This is a genomic window from Halomicrobium sp. HM KBTZ05, from assembly GCF_041530035.1.
GTDB lineage: Archaea > Halobacteriota > Halobacteria > Halobacteriales > Haloarculaceae > Halomicrobium.
In genome coordinates, this window is record NZ_CP168057.1 from 408,552 (window position 1) to 425,577 (window position 17,026).

The following is a 17,026-nucleotide window of genomic DNA, read 5'->3' on the forward strand; positions in this document are numbered from 1 at the left end:
TAACAGCGAGAGACCGGATGACACTTGATCTACGTAGTTCGGTACAGACTCTCCCAGTTCCCGGTATGCAGCGAAGGCATAGTGAAAGCCTGCACTCGCAACTTCCCCCTCGTTACAAAGATCGTCAGCTGTACGCTCTATAGACCGAGAGTTGTCTTTGGACATATTAGCAATTATACTCGCTTGCATCTTTGCCGTTCGGATCTTGCAGTTCATTTTCAGCACCGCTCCCTCCGTTCCAATTCCCACGGAGCTCCGTCAACACGGTCGCACTGTAGAGAGCATGTTCCGGATGCTTGTTCGCAACGACATGAACCATGAACCAGACTCCGTTTGCGCCCTGTCCTACATAATAAAATCCGTCGCTGACACTCCAGATACGGTTGTTTAGTGGGTTCTGTAGTGCGTCAGTGATATCGTCTCTCGTGATCCCATCTTTGTATGGATGGTCATTCTCCTGCTCACTTGGAATATAAACTTCTCTTCCACACTGGTCTTCAACGTACTCGCCCCCTCCATCTCCCTGTGCCTCTGAAGCCGTCATTACCGTTCCTCCGATGATGGACACTATCGCTGCTTTGTCTGAGACAGCCGTGTCCCCGATAACGTACGTAACCTCTCCGCTTGTTACGCGTTCGCCATCTTCGAGGATTCGTCCAATATCGTCCCGAGTGAGTTCGGAGGTTGCCTGAATGTACTCCCAACCATAGCCTCGATAATAGCCGTCCTGCTCCTCTACGAACCCTCTGTTTAGGGAGACTTCTTGGCCATTGTTCTCGTACGTTCTGACCTCGGGAGTTGGCGAGAGAGGTGACTGGGCTATTCGCCTCTGCTCATCTCCGACCTCCTCGTTGATCGCGTACCCCAGTGACGCGGTCACGAGAATGCCAAGTGGTGTCTTGCTGATCCCCCGCACTGTAGTTTGACTCAAACTAGCCTTTCTGGGCAGAGCTGCCAGACTAATCCCGGCACTGACAACGGCGCTTTCATTTTCCATCTGAACGTTTACCGGGTGTGCGTTCCCGTGTTCATCCACTGCTTCTATGTAGAGTGATGGAGAATTCAGCGGACCTGGTACAACTGCAGTAACTTCTGACTTCTCGGGGTGGTAGACGTTCGTTGTCCCCCCCGTATAGTTTATTTCAAGACGCTGAATATCGCTTTCATCACTTACACTTACAAAAGCCATGTACGACCGCAATACCAGAGCACCCTGCTCATCCAATGTGATATTCAGTGAAGGCGGCCGGTTCTCGATGTATGGCTGAGGATCGTACCGATCGGAGAATTGATCATTGTCCGGATTGCCTCGGAGTGGGTCGGTTTCGAATGCGACTTCTGCGCCATCTGATAAGCCATCACTGTCAGTATCGGGAGTAGTGGGATTCGCAGTGTAATCGAAGTACGATCCCTCGTACTCTTCGCCGTTGAAGGTGAACGACACCGATTTAAATTCTCCGACCTCTCGGCCGTCAGACAGCCCATCTCCGTCGGTGTCGTTCGACGTGGGATCGGTGCGTACGACCTCACCGTCCGGGCCACCGAGAACGATTCCAGAGGTCTCGCGTTCGTCGCTCAGCCCGTCACCGTCTGTGTCGTTGATCGTCGTCGTGTTCTCGGCCACACGAGAGAAGACCTCGGGGAGGTCCGCTGCACTGTCGACCAGGGAGACGTTCCCGCCAGTCCGTTTCGCGATTGGGGCCAGCTGGCTCTTACTCGCACCACCAAATCCGATCGGGTAGATCGTGATGTTGTTTTCCGCCGCTTCAGCTGCCATCTCAGTTCCATCAGCGTAATCAGATCTACCGTCAGTCAAGAAAATTGTAATATTCGCACGGTCGGAACCCCCACGCTCGGCAAAGTGTTCGTTTGCCGCAGCAATCGATGCAAAGTCAGTGCCGCCATTGCCACCTTCGTACTTTAGGTTCTGAATCGACTGATTGACCGCTGTAAAATTACTTGTGAGGGGTTGCTGTACACGCCCGAAGTTGTCAAATTCGATTACAGCTGCTCGATCTTTTTCCAGCAATCCACCAGTGAACCGCTGTGCTGCGTCCTTCGCTAATCGGTTTCGATCGTAATAATCCATCGACCCCGAAACGTCCATCAGCATCACCACGTCGACTGGTGTCACCCCATCATCGCCCGTCTCCCGGACAGGTTCCTTCGCGTCGTACGTCGCCGCCCAGTTTTCGATGTTGTACACCGCGAACGTCGAGAAGTGCTCTGTCTGTGCGGTGACGGTGCCGTTTGCGGGATCGACTGTGGAGTTCAGCGGGACGAAGATGCCTGCCTCCGGATCGTAGGTGAAAATGGCCACCTCCTGTGATTCGTTCTCGAGGCCGGTATCGTCGTACTCCATCGTGACGTTGGCCGAATCGAACTCCTGTTCGGCGGTGAGTTCCACGACCGGGGACTGGCTCATGTTCTCTACACGGGAGGTATTGAACATCGAGTCGTTCTGCGGAGCGATGGTCGTGTCGTTTGCTACGTCGCCCTCGCCAGTCAGCTCCAGTGAGACGCCCAGCGAACTGTTTTCGGTCTCTGTCTCGAACGTCTCGTTGCCGTCTAGGACGCCGTCACCGTCGGTGTCAGCGACCAGCGGATCGGTGCCGAGTCGGATCTCCGCACCGTCGTCGAGGCCGTCGTCGTCGGTGTCCAGGTCCGTCGCGTTCGTCCCGTACTCCTCGATCTCTTCACCGTCAAGCAGGTCGTCGCGGTCGCTATCGGGGACCAGCGGACGAGTCCCATTCGCCACCTCGTCGCCGTTGGCCAGGCCGTCGTTGTCGGGATCTTCGGCCTCGTCGGGCGTTCCGTCACCGTCCGTGTCAGCGGCGAGGGGATCCGTCTGGGTCAGGAACACTTCGACGGCGTCGGTCAGCCCATCCTCGTCCGAGTCGTTGTCGAGTGGGTCTGTCCCGAGTTCGCGCTCCCTCACCGCCGAGAGGCCGTCTCCGTCGAAGTCTTCTGCCCCGTCGACCGTCTCGTTGTTCGACTCGTTCGCCGCCGTCGACGCGGCGTCACTGTTCGGATCGAGCGGATCGGTCCCCGTGACGCTCGTTTCGTACGTGCCTGGCAGCCCATCACCGTCGAGGTGCAGGACCGCCGAGGATCCGCTGTCTCCTACCGTCGACACTTCGATACGATTGACGCGCTCCTCGAGCTCGACCGACGTGTTGTACGAGCGGTTCTGTCCAGCGGAGTTCTGCACAACGGTAGTGTTGACCGTCTTCACCTGCGTTCCATTAACTGAGATAACAACCTGAGGCTCAGTGGTTGGATTGGCTCCAGTGACGTTCCCGTACAGTGGGTACGACAGAGATTCGTTGTCCGGCCGGACCGGATCAGCACGCTGCTCGATCGTGACGCTCGTCGTTTCGTTCCGGTCAATAGCGTCGAGAACCATCTGGGCGTGCCGGTGAGCGGTTCGGAGGTGCGGAATTGCCGTCGCCCGGGCGTGATAGTACTCCCGCCCCTCGGTAGCTTCGGTATCCCAGCGGTTCGCCCGTTCGATCGCCCGCTCGGCGACCGCGAGTTGACTCTCGGCAGATTGGCGGGTGCCTCGATCTAACTCGCTTTCGTACTGATCGAAGAGCCGGCGTGTATCGGCGACAGTCGTTCGAGCACTTTCGTTGTCCGCCTGGTAGATGAGTTCCGTCGCTCGCCGAGTATCGTTGCTGTACTCAGAATCCACGAGCCGCATGAGCGCGCGAATCGCGATGCCGTCGTCAGTGAACACCTGCGGATCTGAAACTCGTACCGGACCACGATACTCACTCAGCGTTCCATTCGCGCGGTCACGGGCGCGATCGATGTGTTGGGCGTTGCCACTGTGTTGCTCGGCGTCGATGGCCTGGAGAATCTGGACGGCCTGTCTCTTCTTCACCTTCGGCGGCGCAGTGTTAGAGATTGGCTCGTTTTCTCGACCATCTGTTTGATTAACATCGTCTGTTTGATTGACGCCGTCTGTTTGGTTGGTGTTGTCTGTTGGGGGGTCGACGGGCTCGTTTCCAGCACTATCAGTGGTAACCACATCGTTGCCAGCACTCTGAGCCACGCTCCCAACTGCGACGACAGGTGTGAACGTCGCAGTGATGAGAAGAACTGAAAGAAGGAGTGACAGTAGCTTCGTTCCTGTGGGCATATCACCGATACTATTTTTCACCAATTAATATCTTTCCAATCACCTAAAAATGAGGTAAAAAGCATGCATATTTTGGATTGGTTAGGGGTGGATTATGCCGGGCGGATTAACACGTATTCTTGTGTCTATGGGACCTCATCTTGAGACTGCCGTTGGACGTGCCGAGATGGAGACCGCAAAATCGCATCGGCAATCCCGGTTCCTTCGGGGGCTGTTCAACGCAGCAACTCAGTTGTGGTACCCGGCTTGTTCCGACGCCGACACGAGACCCCGGCCGAATGGAGATTGTCGTGGAATCTAACCGAAGGGCTGTTCCTGATGTGACGCTTCAAGGCGGTTCCACGGCGTAATCGAGTGGCTGACGCCCCAGCACTTTCTGGATATTCCCCGCCAGGGCCCATCGAGTTCTTTGTCGACGCTGCTCGTCTCGCCGCCGATTTCGAGACAGTCGTCGACGTGGTGTCGAATGTTCGCACCTGATTCCAACTACTAAAGAGAACTCCAGCAACTCGCTACTGCCGCCTTCTGTCTACCCCTCGTTATTGTCTGTGATACTCTCGCCACTATTTTTATTATCCATCACTCCCTTTCTTCAGACACGGCACCATCCCGGTGCCAGCACCCACCACCCACCCCCACCACCCTTCCTTTCCGTTTTCGACCGTCGAGTGACATCGACACGGTTGGATGCGTTCTGCTTCGTCCACGCTGCCGGCGGTACGAGGCGTCGTCACACCGAGGGAGAGATACTGCGACACGGCGACGGTGTCGCCGTCCACCTCTGCAGACCATCGCTACCTCGGTGTGACCAGCGTCTCGACGACGTGACGGCCGCCAGTGTCCAGTCGTATCCCCGTACTATGTGTCGTGGCAACAAGGGTCGATACCAATAGAGCTATATACTGGTGTGGTATACCATAGCATGTATGGCGACCGCACCGAGTACCGACGACATGATCGACGAGTTCCTGTCCCAGCGGGGTCACGACGTCGAAGCGACTGGTTGGGAAGAAAGCTACAACAAGAAACAGTGTCCGGATTGTGGCGGTCTTCACGACGGATCGGCCACAGAGTGCTCGGTGTGTGGCTGGGGGCCCGCTAACTGACTCTCAGCAGCACACACGTCCTGGCAACGACTGAAACGATTTACACACCGATCGCACTTCCGCCGTGCGGTCGGGCGTGCATTGATTTTCAGTAGCTACCATAGCTGTCCTTCCTACCGGAGTCTGCCGGCTCGTCTCGTAGCAACATGTCTTCGTAGTGGCGACTGTCGGTCTGTGAACTTTCGCGGTGCTCGAAGCGTCACCGTCGCTCTCGAACGTCGAGAGGGGGGAGAGAGTTGGGGGGTCAGTTCTGACGGAGTTACGCGTCGTCGAGTGACGCGTGCAGGAACATACCGATCGCGAGGTGTTGATACACCGCGCGTTCGATGCGTTCTCGAGCAGCGGGGTCGTCGCTGATCGAGTACTGCTTGGTCTGGACGAGCTCGTGCATCTCGAGGAGTCCCTCGGAGTCGAGCTCGTGGAGTCGGGGGTAGACCGTTCCTGGGCTCAACTGGGCGTCGAAACACCGCTCCAGTTCGTCCATCAGCTCTGTGCCGTGCGTTTGATCGGTCGAAGACGCGATCAACGCGAGGAGGATCTCGTCCAGGCTCTCCGTCACGAGACTCTCGTCGATGGCAGCGTCGCCATCGGCGAGGGCCTCGCCGACCGAAGACAGTAGCGTCTCTGGCACGCCGTCACGATTCGATCGGTCGGACGACGTCTCGGTGTCGTGCCCGCCGACGAGGGGGGTCAAGCGCTCGTCGGCGCTGGCGTGTCCCGCATCGCCCGTCGGAACGTGACGGAGTTCGTCTTCGGTCATGTGGTCACCTGGAGTCGATCCGCAATCTGACGTAGGGCGGGTCCGTGCATAAGTTCCCGTCAGTGTTTTCTGGATCTGAAAGAACCCCGTCGGCTGAAAACGCTTATATGACGAGAGGAGAAGCATTCCGGTAGTGAACGACGAGAAGAGCATCGAAGAGATACTCGACACGATCGGCGACCAGCACGCCAGGCAGGTGTTGGCCGCGATCAGTCGCGAGTCCCAGTCGGCGAAGGAACTCGCCGAGGAGTGCGATATGTCGCTGCCGACGGTGTATCGCCGCATCGAGATGCTCACCGAGTACGAACTGGTGACGGCTCGCACACTCGTGGCCGACGACGGGAACCACTACAAGGTGTACGAGTCGAACTTCGAGTCGACGGTCATCTCGCTGGAAGACGACGAGTACAAGGTCCGGATCTACCGCGAAGAGAACCTCCCAGACCGCTTCAGTCAGCTCTGGGACGAACTCAACCCCGACTAGGTGGTAGGTAGGATGGTCGACGGCGTCGTGATCGCGAGTGGATTGCTGGCACTGTTACGGATGGTCGTGTTCGGCCTGACGCTGGGGATCACTCTGATCAGCTTCCAGGCTTACCGAAAGCGTCCCTCCGAACGGCTCCAGGCGGCTTTCGTCGGCTTCGCGTTCATCAGCATGGGAGTCGCGGTTTCGAGCGTCATCACCCAGCTCAGCGTCGGCGACGCCGGGGAGGCAACTCGCCTGTTCTTCCAGTTCGCGGAGACGATCCCCTTCATCATCGGCTTCAGCATGCTGTATCTCTCTCTGTACCGGTGACGGTGCCGGCTGTCTGTGTGCGATCCTTCCGACGACAGCGTCCACAGTGATACTACCGGCTGTACATCTGTGACCGATTTCGCCACCCCGGGGTGGCGAAGATCCTCACGAAGTGACAGCCGGCAGTATGAAGCACAGTCCGAGTCTCGTACGGAGAGAGTGGTCGCGTCGCGGTCGCCCCGGCCGTGTGAGCAGTGTGTGGCTGCCACGACTGGAACGATCATTATGTAAATCGGCGATACTTATATTAGCGATAACCAGTATGGGTTAGATTGGGAGAGAGCCCATGCCAAAGTGCCAGAACTGCGGTTCGTTCGTGACCAAAGACTACGTACGCGTGTTCACACCTCAAGAAGACACCGACCCGCGGGTCTGTCCCGACTGCGAGGACATGATCCGTGACGGCGCAGACGTACGGGAGGCACGGTCTCCCCGACACTCGTAGGACGCCTTCGTTGTCGTCTCCGATCTGTCTTGTCGCGTCGTCAGCGACGCCGAACACCCACCCGTAGAAAGCACGTCGTTTATGAGTGAGCGGCTCGTTTCTGTGTGCAATGACTGACACGACCCCGCAGGTGGTTCGGCTGTTCGGCGGTCCGGGGAGCGGGAAGACGACGGCGCTGCTCGACCGCGTCGAAGAACTGCTGTCCGAGGACGACGCCGACGTTCGCGACATTCTGGTCGTCTCGTACACGCGTGCGGCCGCCGCCGAGATCCGCGAGCGACTGGCCGAACGACTCGACATCAACCCCCGTTCCCTGAAGGGCAACGTCTGTACGATGCACGCGAAGGCGTACGAACTGCTCGACCTCTCTCGGGGCGACGTGGTCGGGGAGTCCGACAAAGAGGCGTTCTGTGACGAGTTCGGACTGGAGTTCGAAGACGAGTACGAGGGCTCTCGCCGTCGGTCGGCCCGCTCGACGACGCTCGGGAACAAGGTCATCGCCACGAGCCAGTGGCTCCAGCGCACTCGCCGGGACGTGGCCGACTGGTACGACGTGCCCTTCAAGTGGGACGAGGAGGAGGTCCGACTCCCGCCCGAGATCGACGACAACGCCCAGACGGGCAACAAGTACACGCCGACCTGGCCCGGCGACGACGACCGGCTGGACGTGCCCGAAGCGATCCGCGCCTGGCGCACTTACAAGGGCGACAACGACCTCACCGGCTTCGCAGACATGCTCGAACGGGTCAAGCAGCGATCGCTGCTACCCAACGTCGAGTACCTCATCATCGACGAGTTCCAGGACATCACCACCCTCCAGTACGACGTGTACGAGGAGTGGAAACCCCGCATGACGAAGATCCTCATCGCGGGCGACGACGACCAGGTCGTCTACGCCTGGCAGGGTGCCGACCCCGATCTGTTGCTGGAGGAAGACGTCGACGTCGACGAGATCCTGCCCAACTCCTACCGACTGCCCTCCTCGATTCTCAACGTGGTCAACCGCGAGGTGCGCCACATCGAGAAGCGCCAGGAGAAAGACCTCAATCCGCGCAAGGAGGGCGGCGAGGTGTTGCCGATGTTGAACCCCTCGATGCTCGATCTGGTCCGCGAGATCCGCCGGACCGTCGACGACGACGAGGGGACCGTGATGATCCTCTTTCGGGCGCGGTACCAGATGTTCCAGTTCATGGATGAGTTCATCGGCGAGGGGATCCCCTTCACCTGCCTGACCGACCAGCGGATGTGGACCGACCGACTCACCGAGTACGTCCGCGGTGTCGAGGCGCTCGACGCCGACGAACCCCTCTCCGTGCTGGAGGGTCGCCGGCTCGCGGACATGCTCGCCGACTCCGCTTTCGGGACCGGCGACCGCGACGACCTGTTCGACGAACTCGACGAGATCGCAGACGCCAGCGAGGAAGACGACCTGGCGGACATCGAGCTCGATCCGGACGTGATCCGCGAACACGCACCGTTCGCGCCCGACCCGCGGGCCGCCGCCGACATGCTCCGGAAGGTGACCAACTTCCAGGAACGGACCGTCGAGGCCTACTTCCACGGGGAGTACGCCGGCATGGACGCCGACCAGGTCCGTCTCGGGACGATCCACTCCGCCAAGGGTCGCGAGGCCGACCACGTGTTCGTCGGCACCGACCTCACCGAGAAGGTCGTCGAGCAGATGGCCGCACAGGTCGAGCAAAACGACCGCCACGTGCCGGGTGACGAGGAGTTCACCAAACACACCGACCCGATCCCGACCCTGACCGACAACGAACGGCGCGTGTTCTACGTCGGCATGAGTCGTGCCCGCGAGCGGCTCGTCCTGATGGAGAACCTCGTCGACGGCGCACCGACGCTCCCCATCGACGTGATCCTGGAGAACGAACCCCAGCCCGACTCGCCCGAAGAACTCCTCCTCGAAGCCCAGGAACCGCTGCCGACGCCCTGACGATTTCGGTCTCTGAGACACTCCGGCGACACGAGGGCATCGTCGACCGCTCGTCGTCTCGATTTTCCCGACATCGCCGGCCGACTGGCAGACAGACGCCTAGTCGTCGTCTCGTACGACCCACCCGACTGCCCGCTCGGCGGCACCGGTCGCAACGTCGTCTGGCGTCGTCACGTAGTAGGGGACGAACACCATCAGCGCCGCGACGGCCAGATAGCCCAGTCCGGCGAGGGTGTCGCCGTCCGTGAGCGTCTGGAGGCCGAACAGCCCGACCGACGAGGCGAACAGTACCGAGCCGGCGAGGCCGACCAGCTCCAGAATCCCGCGTGGCATGGGCCAGCGTACGCGACCGTCTGGCAAAAGCCGTTCGTCACGCTCGTTCCATCTCCGTTATCCATAATTCTCTTGTGACGACTGTACCAAGCGGTGGTATGTTCACGGGAGTCGTCGAGGCGACGGGCGAAGTGCGGGCAGTCGAGGACACGGCGGACGGCCGCCGGCTGCGGATCGGCACCGACTTCGCGGACCTCTCGCACGGGCAGTCGATCAGCGTCAGCGGCGCGTGTCTCACCGTCGAGGAGTTCGAACCGGGCGAGTGGTTCTCCGTGTTCTTGGCCGAGGAGACGATCGACCGCACCTTCTTCGACGCCGTCGCTGCGGGCGACACGCTGAACCTCGAACGCGCGATGCCGGCCGACGGGCGCTTCGACGGCCACATCGTGCAGGGCCACGTCGACGCGACGGCGACTGTCGAAGCGATCGAGCGGGTCGGCGGCGAGGACGGCGACTGGCGCTTTACCTTCTCGCTGCCCGCCGACGTCGAGCGCTACGTCGTCGAGAAGGGCTCGATCACCGTCGACGGCATCAGTCTCACCGTCGCCGACCGCCGCGAGGATTCTTTCGCCGTGGCGATCATCCCGACGACCTACGACGTGACGACGCTCTCCGAGAAGTCTCCCGGCGACGTCGTCCACCTCGAAGTCGACGTGGTCGCGAAGTACGTCGAGCGGATGGTGTGATCAGGGATCGAACTCCGTCAGCTCCGGATCGGGCACCTCGTTCGCGTGTGCCCGCTCGTAGGCCCGTTCGTAGGCGTTGAACTTGCGCAACAGCAACGCCCCGAACACGCCGTCGTAGACGAGGACGAACCCGAGGAAGGCGAGCAGCGGCGAGACACCGGTGAGCACCGAGACGACGGCCGGGACGACGCCGACCAGCGTGTTGTAGGTGGCGTGGATCAGCGACGCGACGATGAGTCCCTTGATGACGATCGGGCCGGTGTGTTCGCGGTTGAACTTCGCCAGTCCGAGGTAGTAGCCGGCGAACGCCGAGTAGATCACGTGGCCCGGACCGGCCAGCGAGCGCAGGAACGTGATCGAACCGGCCTCCATGACGGCGTTGGCGACGGTCACGCCAGCGTCGGCGTTCTGGGTGATGTACAGCGCGTTCTCGATCGTCGCGAAGCCCAGTCCGGCGACTGCACCGTACACCGCCCCGTCGATGACGGCGTCGAAGCGGTCGCTCCGGTAGGCGACCAGCCGCACCGACAGCAGCTTGACGCCCTCCTCCACCGGGCCGACGACGAGGAAGTAGAAGAGGACGGTACCGACGATCGACGCCAGAAAGCCCGACCCGATCCCCTGGACTGCGGGGCCGAGGCCACTGTTGGCGACACCGGCGAAACTGGCGAACAACACTCCGAGCGCGAACGTCGCGACGAGCAACGCCAGTGGCTCTTTGGTCGTCACGTCAGTGTACCAGGCGTAGGCGGCCAGTGCCAGCGCCGGGATCGCAGACAGCACGGTGAACACGCCGAGTACCGGATTCGCCAGCGCGCCGAGACCGCCCACGAGGAACTGCGAGAGCAAGATTGCGATCGCCGCGAGGACGACGAACCCGCGCAGCGAGTACACCAGCGCGGCGTAACAGAACCACGCGACGCGATCGAGCCACGACCTGACTTCCCACTCTGAAACGTCGTAGAGGTCCTGTGACCCGTCGTCGCGGATCGACACCGGATCGCGGCGTCTGTCTCCCATGTCTTCGGCAAGGGAATCCCTGCACCTAAGCGTTGGTCAGTCAGGGTGTCTGGACGAACGGCCCTTCCCTGATCGAACCTCGTCCTTTCGGGTGTTCGCGAGTGAAGCGAGCGAACGGTCGGGAGTCGAGCGAGGCGAGTCTGCCGGTGTGTTCGCTCGCTCACGACAACGAGAGCTTTTTCGCCCCCAATCGCCTACGGGCGGCCATGACGCTGACCGCTGGCGTGATCGCCGTCCAGGGCGACGTTTCCGAGCACGCGACCGCCATCGAGCGGGCCGCACGAGCCCACGGCGAGGACGCCGAGATCCACGAGATCCGCCACTCGGGCACCGTCCCGGAGTGTGACGTGTTGCTGCTGCCGGGCGGGGAGTCGACGACGATCTCCCGCCTGCTCCACGACGAGGGGATCGCCGCCGAGATACAGACCCACGTCGACGCTGGCAAGCCCGTGCTGGCGACCTGTGCCGGCCTGATCGTCGCCTCGACGGACCCCCAGGACGACCGCGTCGACGCGCTGGACCTGCTCGACGTGACCGTCGAGCGCAACGCCTTCGGCCGCCAGACGGACAGCTTCGAGGCCCCACTGGACGTGCGCGGGCTCGACGACCCCTTCCCCGCGGTGTTCATCCGCGCACCCGTCATCGACGACGTGAGCGAGGGCGTCGAGGTGCTGGCCGAGTGGGACGGCCGTCCGGTCGCGGTCAAACAGGGCCCCGTCGTCGGGACCTCCTTCCACCCCGAACTGACCGAGGACCCCCGGATTCACGATCTGGCGTTCTTCGAGACCGTTGAGGTGTAGGTGGCGACCCTTCGATCCGACGTATTTTTGACACCTACCTCGGTACACTCATCCCGTGGCGGCTGAAACCCCCTCTCTCGGCACGAGCGTCGTCCTGTTTTTTGCTTCGTTGATGACCTCGGCAGTACTTTTTGGAGACCTGCTCCCGAACCACTGGTTTTCGTTCGTATTGTTCCCGATCATCGCCGGCCTCCTGTACTACGGTGCGCTCTCGGGGTACTACTACGTCATGAACGACCAACGAGCGGAGTGATGGAGCGATGCGCTCAAGGCCCACCGCCACGCCCAGTGACGTATGACCGAGGCCGACGCCGACGAGATTCTCGACGAACTGTTCAGCGTCATCGAGCAGCGCAAAGCTGACCTGCCCGAAGACTCCTACACGGCCTCGCTGTTCACCCACGAGAAAGGCGAGAACGCCGTCCTCGAAAAACTGGGCGAGGAGACGACGGAACTGATCCTGGCGGCCAAGGACGACGACCACGAGGAGATCGCCCACGAGAGCGCCGACATCGTCTATCACCTGCTCGTGCTGCTGGCGATGAAGGATATGGGCGTCGAAGACCTGCGGGACGAACTGGCCCAGCGGCGATAGCGCGCTCGCAGCCGTCTGCGATCGGCGATCAGTGGCCGCCCGAGACGAGGTTGAGGCCGACGATGCCGACGACGATCAGGCCGACGAACCCCAGCCTGAGCAGGGTTGCCGGTTCGTCGAAGAGGACGATCCCCAGCGAGGCCGTCCCGACGGCTCCGATGCCCGTCCAGACGGCGTAGGCGGTGCCGATAGGGAGGTCCTCGACGGCACGCGCCAGCAGGACCATACTGATCACGAGCGCGATCCCGGTGGCGACCGTCGGCACCGGCTTCGAGAGCCCGTCGGAGTATTCGAGCCCGATCGCCCACCCGATCTCGAACAGTCCCGCCAGCACCAGTGTGTACCACGACATCTCGCTTCGACGTAGACGGCGCTCCGGGCTATGAGTTCTGCTTGCGTTCGGTATGGAGAGGGCTGCCCTGTGGTCGGCACCACCCTACTTCACGGCTCCCGACGGTCGCCGTTCGCCTGTTCCGAGGACCAGCCCTCACTTCGTTCGGGCTGCTCCTCGCTACTCCTCGCGGGTCGCTGTGCTCCCCGCTCGGCATCACGGTGGTCCCTCCCTGTGGTCGGCACCACCCTACTCTCCGACGGGTTCGAACCGATGGCACACCACGTCGCTCTCGGGGTCCCACTCGAACTCGTCGTGGACGCGTTCGAGGCGTCGCTTGTAGGCTTCGAGGTCCTCCGACCCCTCGCGCCGTGCGTCCTCGTCGGTCAGGTCCCCCAGCGTCCGGTGGATCACGTCGGTCACTTCGAAGCGCTGGCCGTCGATCACGAAGGTGTCGCCCTCGCTGGCGTAGGCGTGACCGCGGTGCATCTGTGTGACCGTCCCGTCGGCGGCCATCTGCTGGACGTGCTCGTTGGGGAGGATCTCTCCGGCGTCGATCTCGGCCATACCCGTCGTTGTCCCACGCGATACAAAAGCGGCGTCGAAACGAACGACAATTCGTGACAGCTCTCCTTCAGAAATTTTTTGCGAATTGGATTACAACTCCCGCGCAACTATGACGGGGTCCGTCGATGGCCGACGGTCGACCGAACGGTGGGATACGATGTTTCGGGCACTCGCGGCCGAGCCACGCCGACGGCTCGTCGTCGCGCTGGCCGACGCGCGGGCCGACGAGACGCTGGCGCTCCCCGAGGCTGCACACTCGTCGCCGCCACAACGCGACCCGGACCTGCTACACCGGCAACTCGTACACTTACACTTGCCGACGCTGGCCGAGGCGGATCTGATCGAGTGGGACCGAGAGCCACTGCGTGCCAGACGCGGGCCGCGGTTCGCGGAGGCGGCCGCGCTCGTCGACCTGTTCCACGAGCACGCCGAGGAGTTGCCGTCGTCTCTCCAGCGACACTGTGACTTGCTCACGGAACAGTAGCCCTGGCTTCGGCCCGACGCCGGGATTCGACGGCGCTGGGCACCGACGCTTCGAGACGCGCGCTCGAACGAACGTGCTTTTACGCGCAGGCCGTGTATCCCGGTCCAATGAGCCATCCCTTCGAGGATCTTCCGACGACGCCGACCGCCGAGGAAGTCATCGACAAGGCCTTCTCTCGGGCTGCCCGCGCCGGCAAGGCGAAGACCGGGATCGAGGGCCAGCAGTCGATGCTCCAGACGGCGTCGAACATCGTCTCGGACAACCTGCAGAACGTCGTCACCGCGTGGCCCGACATCGACACGCTCGATCCGTTCTACGTCGAACTCGCCGACGCGATCATCACGAGCAACGTCGAGGGCGAGGGCGGAATCGACGCCCTGCGCCAGCACCTCTCGGAGGTCCAGTGGGCCTCTCGCAAGGCCAAGGACATCCACAGCGAGTACCAGGGCCGGATGACCGGCGACGCCGACACCGCCCGCAAGCTCCGCAAGCAGGCGTTCGCCCGGATGGCGGACATCGTCGAGGAAGTCGAAGACGACCTCGCCGGCATCTCCGCCGCCCGCGACGCCCTGAAGACGCTGCCTGACATCCGCCCCGACGAACCGACCATCGTCGTCGCCGGCTACCCCAACGTCGGCAAGTCGTCGTTCGTCAACCTCGTCACGAACGCCCGCAACGAGACAGCCAGCTACCCCTTCACGACGACACAGATCCGCGTCGGCCACGTCGAACGCGACCGCATCCGCTACCAGCTCGTGGACACGCCGGGGCTCCTCGACCGCCCCGAGGCCGAGCGCAACGACATCGAGTCTCAGGCCGTCAGCGCCGTCGAACACCTCGCCGACGCCGTGCTCGTCTTCCTCGACCCCAGCGGCAACTGCGGCTACCCGATCGCGGTCCAGCTGGAACTGCGCGACGCGCTCGAAGACCGCTTCGACGCGCCCGTTCTGACGATCGCGAACAAGGCGGATCTCACCCGCGATGTCGAGGCCGACCACTACATGAGCGTCACCGAAGAAGACAACGTCGACGGCGTACTCGACGCCGCTATCGAGGCCGTCGGCTACGAAATCGAACTCCCCTTCGACGACGAGTAATCGTAAGCCCTTAGCCCTCGCTGCCCCCACACCAATTCGAGGGCCGGTAGCTCAGTTGGCAGAGCGTCTGGCTTTTAACCAGACGGTCGGGGGTTCAAGTCCCTCCCGGCCCGTAGTATCTTGCTGCGAGCACTCCGCGAGCAGCAAATGCGCTACGGAGGGACTTGAGTACGCCACGAGCGACCACCGGGAGCGAAGTGGAGGTGGTTCAAGTCCCTCCCGGCCCGCTTCTGCGACGAACGGACGTGAGGAGCGAAGCGGCCACGTGGGCTTGAACCCTGGAAGGAACGCGCAACGAGCGAAGCGAGTGAGAATTTCTTCCTTCGGTTCAAGTCCCTCCCGGCCCGTAGTATCTTGCTGCGAGCACTCCGCGAGCAGCAAATGCGCTACGGAGGGACTGGGACCCCGGAAGTCGCAGCGCCGCGCGTGGCGAGGTGACCGTCCTCCTTCGGTTCGACTCTCCCGTCGCAGTTCGCTGCGAGTAACACGCCGAGCGGTGTCTCCGGGTCGGCGATTCGACGGCGCGTGCGAGAACCACGAGATTTACCACGGTCAGTGCCGAGGTGGCGAGTATGAACGCACTCACGGAGCGATTCGACGACCTCGCGGAACCGCTCGGGATCGGCACGGGCGTGGTGCTCGTGTTGATCGGACTCGGAACTGTCGCGGGCACGCCCTGGACGACCAACGGGAGTCTGATGGTGTCGGTGCTACAGATGCTGGGAGTCGTGGCGACGATCGCGCTGGGCGTGGCGCTGGCGTCGCTCAGCTGGAACGGGCGGTAACGCGAGCGAGAAGCGGTTTCTGGCGGCGACTGTTCACACTGGCGGCGATCCGCCTGTAGCGGCGTTCGATACCCGCAGAGTGGCGCTCACGAAAGAGTGACGGCCGGACGCGTTAGCCCCGGACGGGCAGGTACGCGGTCGAGAGGACGGTCAGCGCGGCGAGTCCGCTGATGATCGCGATTCCCCACAGACCGTTGAGCCGCGTCTGGAAGCTATCGAGTTCGTTGTTCGTCTGGACGTACTCGCTGTACTGACTGGCCGGGACCACCGAGACGGACTCCTCGCCGTGGTAGTTGGCGAAGTACTGCTGGCCGTTGGCGAGCGTGACGTTCCCGCCCTCGGTGAGCTCGACGGTGTTCTCCTCGGAGCTGTCCCATTCGAGGCGGACCTCGCTGGTGGTGACGTTGGCGACGGTCGCGTCGTTGCCCTCGTACGGGAAGGTCTCGCCCTCGGAGACTGTCTGGCGCTCGGGTTCGGGCAGGTACTCCGCGAGTGGCTGGATGGTGTCGTTGTTCTGGTAGACGACGTACTCGGTCCCGTCACGCGTCGCGGTCGTGTTCTCGACCGCGGGGTCGGCCTGCAAGATTGCGCTGACGTTCTGCTGGGCCTCCAGCGTGAACTCGGAGACGCCGGTCTCGTTGGCGATGAGGACGCGGTAGCTCTCGTTTTGATACTCCGTCGTCGAGTTGTGCGAGATCGATCCCGTGCCGACGTAGGAGTCGTTGGTCCAGGTCAGCTCCGAGACCAGTTCGCCGCCACTACCGTGGCTCCCACCTTCGCGATGGATCCCGCTGAGCGTGTACTCGGTCTCGCCGATCGCGACCGTCCCGTTGCTCTCGACCATCGTTCCGTCGAGGTCGTACTGTGGCTGGCTGGTCTGCTCGGCGACGCCGATGTAGGCATACGCCCCCGCACCGACGACGAGGAAGAACACGAAGTAAATCGCCGCGGCTCGTCGTTGCATACTTCGACGGTCGGAAGCCGCGACCTATAACGATTTCTTTTCCACGCGCACCACAGCGGTCGTGAACGGCGGGCGGACCGCGCTCCGCGGTCGTGGTTCATACTGCTGGCTGTCGCTTCGTGAAGAGCTTCGCCACCCCGGGGTGGTGAAATCGGTCACAGA

At 62.1% G+C, this 17,026-nt stretch carries 18 protein-coding genes and 1 tRNA gene; 12 read left to right on the forward strand and 7 right to left on the reverse strand.

What is annotated here, in order from left to right; genetic code table 11:
- Positions 1 to 166: 166 nt before the first annotated feature.
- On the reverse strand, positions 167 to 4,144 hold the full coding sequence (locus ACAH01_RS02150; protein ID WP_372480100.1) for a VWA domain-containing protein: 3,978 nt from the start codon (positions 4,142 to 4,144) through the stop codon (positions 167 to 169).
- Positions 4,145 to 5,070: 926 nt separating this feature from the next.
- On the opposite strand from ACAH01_RS02150, the gene ACAH01_RS02155 reads away from it, so the two are divergent.
- A complete protein-coding gene (locus tag ACAH01_RS02155) occupies positions 5,071 to 5,250 on the forward strand; it encodes an HVO_0416 family zinc finger protein (RefSeq protein ID WP_153554630.1) in 180 nt (59 codons plus the stop codon).
- A gap of 259 nt (positions 5,251 to 5,509) precedes the next feature.
- On the opposite strand, the gene ACAH01_RS02160 is transcribed toward ACAH01_RS02155, so the two are convergent.
- Positions 5,510 to 6,010 (reverse strand): PadR family transcriptional regulator, encoded by a 501-nt coding sequence (locus ACAH01_RS02160; RefSeq protein ID WP_170092768.1) that lies wholly within the window; start codon positions 6,008 to 6,010, stop codon positions 5,510 to 5,512.
- 133 nt (positions 6,011 to 6,143) lie between these two features.
- On the opposite strand from ACAH01_RS02160, the gene ACAH01_RS02165 reads away from it, so the two are divergent.
- The 3 genes from ACAH01_RS02165 (at position 6,144) to ACAH01_RS02175 (ending at position 9,202) form a co-directional block, all read left to right on the forward strand.
- Positions 6,144 to 6,494: a helix-turn-helix domain-containing protein gene (locus tag ACAH01_RS02165; protein WP_012808086.1), complete on the forward strand. Its 351-nt coding sequence runs from the start codon at positions 6,144 to 6,146 to the stop codon at positions 6,492 to 6,494.
- Between the two features lie 12 nt (positions 6,495 to 6,506).
- Entirely contained in the window at positions 6,507 to 6,806 is a 300-nt protein-coding gene (locus ACAH01_RS02170; RefSeq protein ID WP_170092767.1) for a hypothetical protein, read from the forward strand.
- A 554-nt stretch (positions 6,807 to 7,360) separates the two neighbouring features.
- Complete coding sequence (locus ACAH01_RS02175) at positions 7,361 to 9,202, forward strand: UvrD-helicase domain-containing protein (protein WP_372480101.1); 1,842 nt, start codon at positions 7,361 to 7,363, stop codon at positions 9,200 to 9,202.
- A gap of 99 nt (positions 9,203 to 9,301) precedes the next feature.
- On the opposite strand, the gene ACAH01_RS02180 is transcribed toward ACAH01_RS02175, so the two are convergent.
- The gene (locus ACAH01_RS02180) at positions 9,302 to 9,535 is read right to left on the reverse strand and encodes a hypothetical protein (protein WP_170092765.1); all 234 of its coding nucleotides are present in this window, start codon (positions 9,533 to 9,535) and stop codon (positions 9,302 to 9,304) included.
- Positions 9,536 to 9,633: 98 nt separating this feature from the next.
- Here ACAH01_RS02180 and ACAH01_RS02185 point away from each other — a divergent pair, with 98 nt between their 5' ends.
- On the forward strand, positions 9,634 to 10,221 hold the full coding sequence (locus tag ACAH01_RS02185; protein ID WP_372480102.1) for a riboflavin synthase: 588 nt from the start codon (positions 9,634 to 9,636) through the stop codon (positions 10,219 to 10,221).
- Here ACAH01_RS02185 and ACAH01_RS02190 read toward each other — a convergent pair whose 3' ends face one another.
- Positions 10,222 to 11,241, reverse strand: a complete 1,020-nt coding sequence (locus tag ACAH01_RS02190) for a PrsW family intramembrane metalloprotease (RefSeq protein ID WP_372480103.1) — start codon at positions 11,239 to 11,241, stop codon at positions 10,222 to 10,224. It abuts the gene before it with no gap.
- A 206-nt stretch (positions 11,242 to 11,447) separates the two neighbouring features.
- On the opposite strand from ACAH01_RS02190, the gene pdxT reads away from it, so the two are divergent.
- The 3 genes from pdxT to hisE all read left to right on the forward strand — a co-directional run bounded on the left by pdxT (position 11,448) and on the right by hisE (position 12,636).
- Complete coding sequence (pdxT, locus tag ACAH01_RS02195; RefSeq protein WP_372480104.1) at positions 11,448 to 12,041, forward strand: pyridoxal 5'-phosphate synthase glutaminase subunit PdxT; 594 nt, start codon at positions 11,448 to 11,450, stop codon at positions 12,039 to 12,041.
- Between the two features lie 112 nt (positions 12,042 to 12,153).
- Positions 12,154 to 12,294 carry a hypothetical protein gene (locus tag ACAH01_RS02200; RefSeq protein ID WP_372480105.1) on the forward strand — a complete coding sequence of 47 codons (141 nt, stop codon included), beginning with the start codon at positions 12,154 to 12,156 and terminating at the stop codon, positions 12,292 to 12,294.
- A 42-nt stretch (positions 12,295 to 12,336) separates the two neighbouring features.
- Entirely contained in the window at positions 12,337 to 12,636 is a 300-nt protein-coding gene (hisE, locus tag ACAH01_RS02205; RefSeq protein WP_153554622.1) for a phosphoribosyl-ATP diphosphatase, read from the forward strand.
- Between the two features lie 28 nt (positions 12,637 to 12,664).
- Here hisE and ACAH01_RS02210 read toward each other — a convergent pair whose 3' ends face one another.
- Entirely contained in the window at positions 12,665 to 12,988 is a 324-nt protein-coding gene (locus ACAH01_RS02210; protein ID WP_153554621.1) for a multidrug efflux SMR transporter, read from the reverse strand.
- Positions 12,989 to 13,216: 228 nt separating this feature from the next.
- Positions 13,217 to 13,534, reverse strand: coding sequence for an ASCH domain-containing protein (locus ACAH01_RS02215; RefSeq protein WP_372480106.1), 318 nt, complete (start codon positions 13,532 to 13,534; stop codon positions 13,217 to 13,219).
- Positions 13,535 to 13,691: 157 nt separating this feature from the next.
- On the opposite strand from ACAH01_RS02215, the gene ACAH01_RS02220 reads away from it, so the two are divergent.
- The 4 genes from ACAH01_RS02220 (at position 13,692) to ACAH01_RS02235 (ending at position 15,900) form a co-directional block, all read left to right on the forward strand.
- Positions 13,692 to 14,018: a hypothetical protein gene (locus ACAH01_RS02220; RefSeq protein WP_240936922.1), complete on the forward strand. Its 327-nt coding sequence runs from the start codon at positions 13,692 to 13,694 to the stop codon at positions 14,016 to 14,018.
- A gap of 107 nt (positions 14,019 to 14,125) precedes the next feature.
- Positions 14,126 to 15,115, forward strand: a complete 990-nt coding sequence (locus ACAH01_RS02225) for a GTPase (protein WP_153554618.1) — start codon at positions 14,126 to 14,128, stop codon at positions 15,113 to 15,115.
- A gap of 40 nt (positions 15,116 to 15,155) precedes the next feature.
- Positions 15,156 to 15,228, forward strand: a tRNA-Lys gene (locus ACAH01_RS02230).
- A 459-nt stretch (positions 15,229 to 15,687) separates the two neighbouring features.
- The gene (locus ACAH01_RS02235) at positions 15,688 to 15,900 is read left to right on the forward strand and encodes a hypothetical protein (RefSeq protein WP_153554617.1); all 213 of its coding nucleotides are present in this window, start codon (positions 15,688 to 15,690) and stop codon (positions 15,898 to 15,900) included.
- 112 nt (positions 15,901 to 16,012) lie between these two features.
- On the opposite strand, the gene ACAH01_RS02240 is transcribed toward ACAH01_RS02235, so the two are convergent.
- Positions 16,013 to 16,864 carry a hypothetical protein gene (locus ACAH01_RS02240; protein WP_170092759.1) on the reverse strand — a complete coding sequence of 284 codons (852 nt, stop codon included), beginning with the start codon at positions 16,862 to 16,864 and terminating at the stop codon, positions 16,013 to 16,015.
- Positions 16,865 to 17,026: the final 162 nt, after the last annotated feature.

What these genes read in the sequence shown, in the direction of transcription:
- ACAH01_RS02150 (WP_372480100.1), bottom strand. Translation starts at nt 4,144, where the DNA reads ATGCCCACAGGAACGAAGCTACTGTCACTCCTTCTTTCAGTTCTTCTC.
- ACAH01_RS02155 (WP_153554630.1), top strand. Translation starts at nt 5,071, where the DNA reads ATGGCGACCGCACCGAGTACCGACGACATGATCGACGAGTTCCTGTCC.
- ACAH01_RS02160 (WP_170092768.1), bottom strand. Translation starts at nt 6,010, where the DNA reads ATGACCGAAGACGAACTCCGTCACGTTCCGACGGGCGATGCGGGACAC.
- ACAH01_RS02170 (WP_170092767.1), top strand. Translation starts at nt 6,507, where the DNA reads ATGGTCGACGGCGTCGTGATCGCGAGTGGATTGCTGGCACTGTTACGG.
- ACAH01_RS02175 (WP_372480101.1), top strand. Translation starts at nt 7,361, where the DNA reads ATGACTGACACGACCCCGCAGGTGGTTCGGCTGTTCGGCGGTCCGGGG.
- ACAH01_RS02180 (WP_170092765.1), bottom strand. Translation starts at nt 9,535, where the DNA reads ATGCCACGCGGGATTCTGGAGCTGGTCGGCCTCGCCGGCTCGGTACTG.
- ACAH01_RS02185 (WP_372480102.1), top strand. Translation starts at nt 9,634, where the DNA reads ATGTTCACGGGAGTCGTCGAGGCGACGGGCGAAGTGCGGGCAGTCGAG.
- ACAH01_RS02190 (WP_372480103.1), bottom strand. Translation starts at nt 11,241, where the DNA reads ATGGGAGACAGACGCCGCGATCCGGTGTCGATCCGCGACGACGGGTCA.
- pdxT (WP_372480104.1), top strand. Translation starts at nt 11,448, where the DNA reads ATGACGCTGACCGCTGGCGTGATCGCCGTCCAGGGCGACGTTTCCGAG.
- ACAH01_RS02200 (WP_372480105.1), top strand. Translation starts at nt 12,154, where the DNA reads ATGACCTCGGCAGTACTTTTTGGAGACCTGCTCCCGAACCACTGGTTT.
- hisE (WP_153554622.1), top strand. Translation starts at nt 12,337, where the DNA reads ATGACCGAGGCCGACGCCGACGAGATTCTCGACGAACTGTTCAGCGTC.
- ACAH01_RS02210 (WP_153554621.1), bottom strand. Translation starts at nt 12,988, where the DNA reads ATGTCGTGGTACACACTGGTGCTGGCGGGACTGTTCGAGATCGGGTGG.
- ACAH01_RS02215 (WP_372480106.1), bottom strand. Translation starts at nt 13,534, where the DNA reads ATGGCCGAGATCGACGCCGGAGAGATCCTCCCCAACGAGCACGTCCAG.
- ACAH01_RS02220 (WP_240936922.1), top strand. Translation starts at nt 13,692, where the DNA reads ATGTTTCGGGCACTCGCGGCCGAGCCACGCCGACGGCTCGTCGTCGCG.
- ACAH01_RS02225 (WP_153554618.1), top strand. Translation starts at nt 14,126, where the DNA reads ATGAGCCATCCCTTCGAGGATCTTCCGACGACGCCGACCGCCGAGGAA.
- ACAH01_RS02235 (WP_153554617.1), top strand. Translation starts at nt 15,688, where the DNA reads ATGAACGCACTCACGGAGCGATTCGACGACCTCGCGGAACCGCTCGGG.
- ACAH01_RS02240 (WP_170092759.1), bottom strand. Translation starts at nt 16,864, where the DNA reads ATGCAACGACGAGCCGCGGCGATTTACTTCGTGTTCTTCCTCGTCGTC.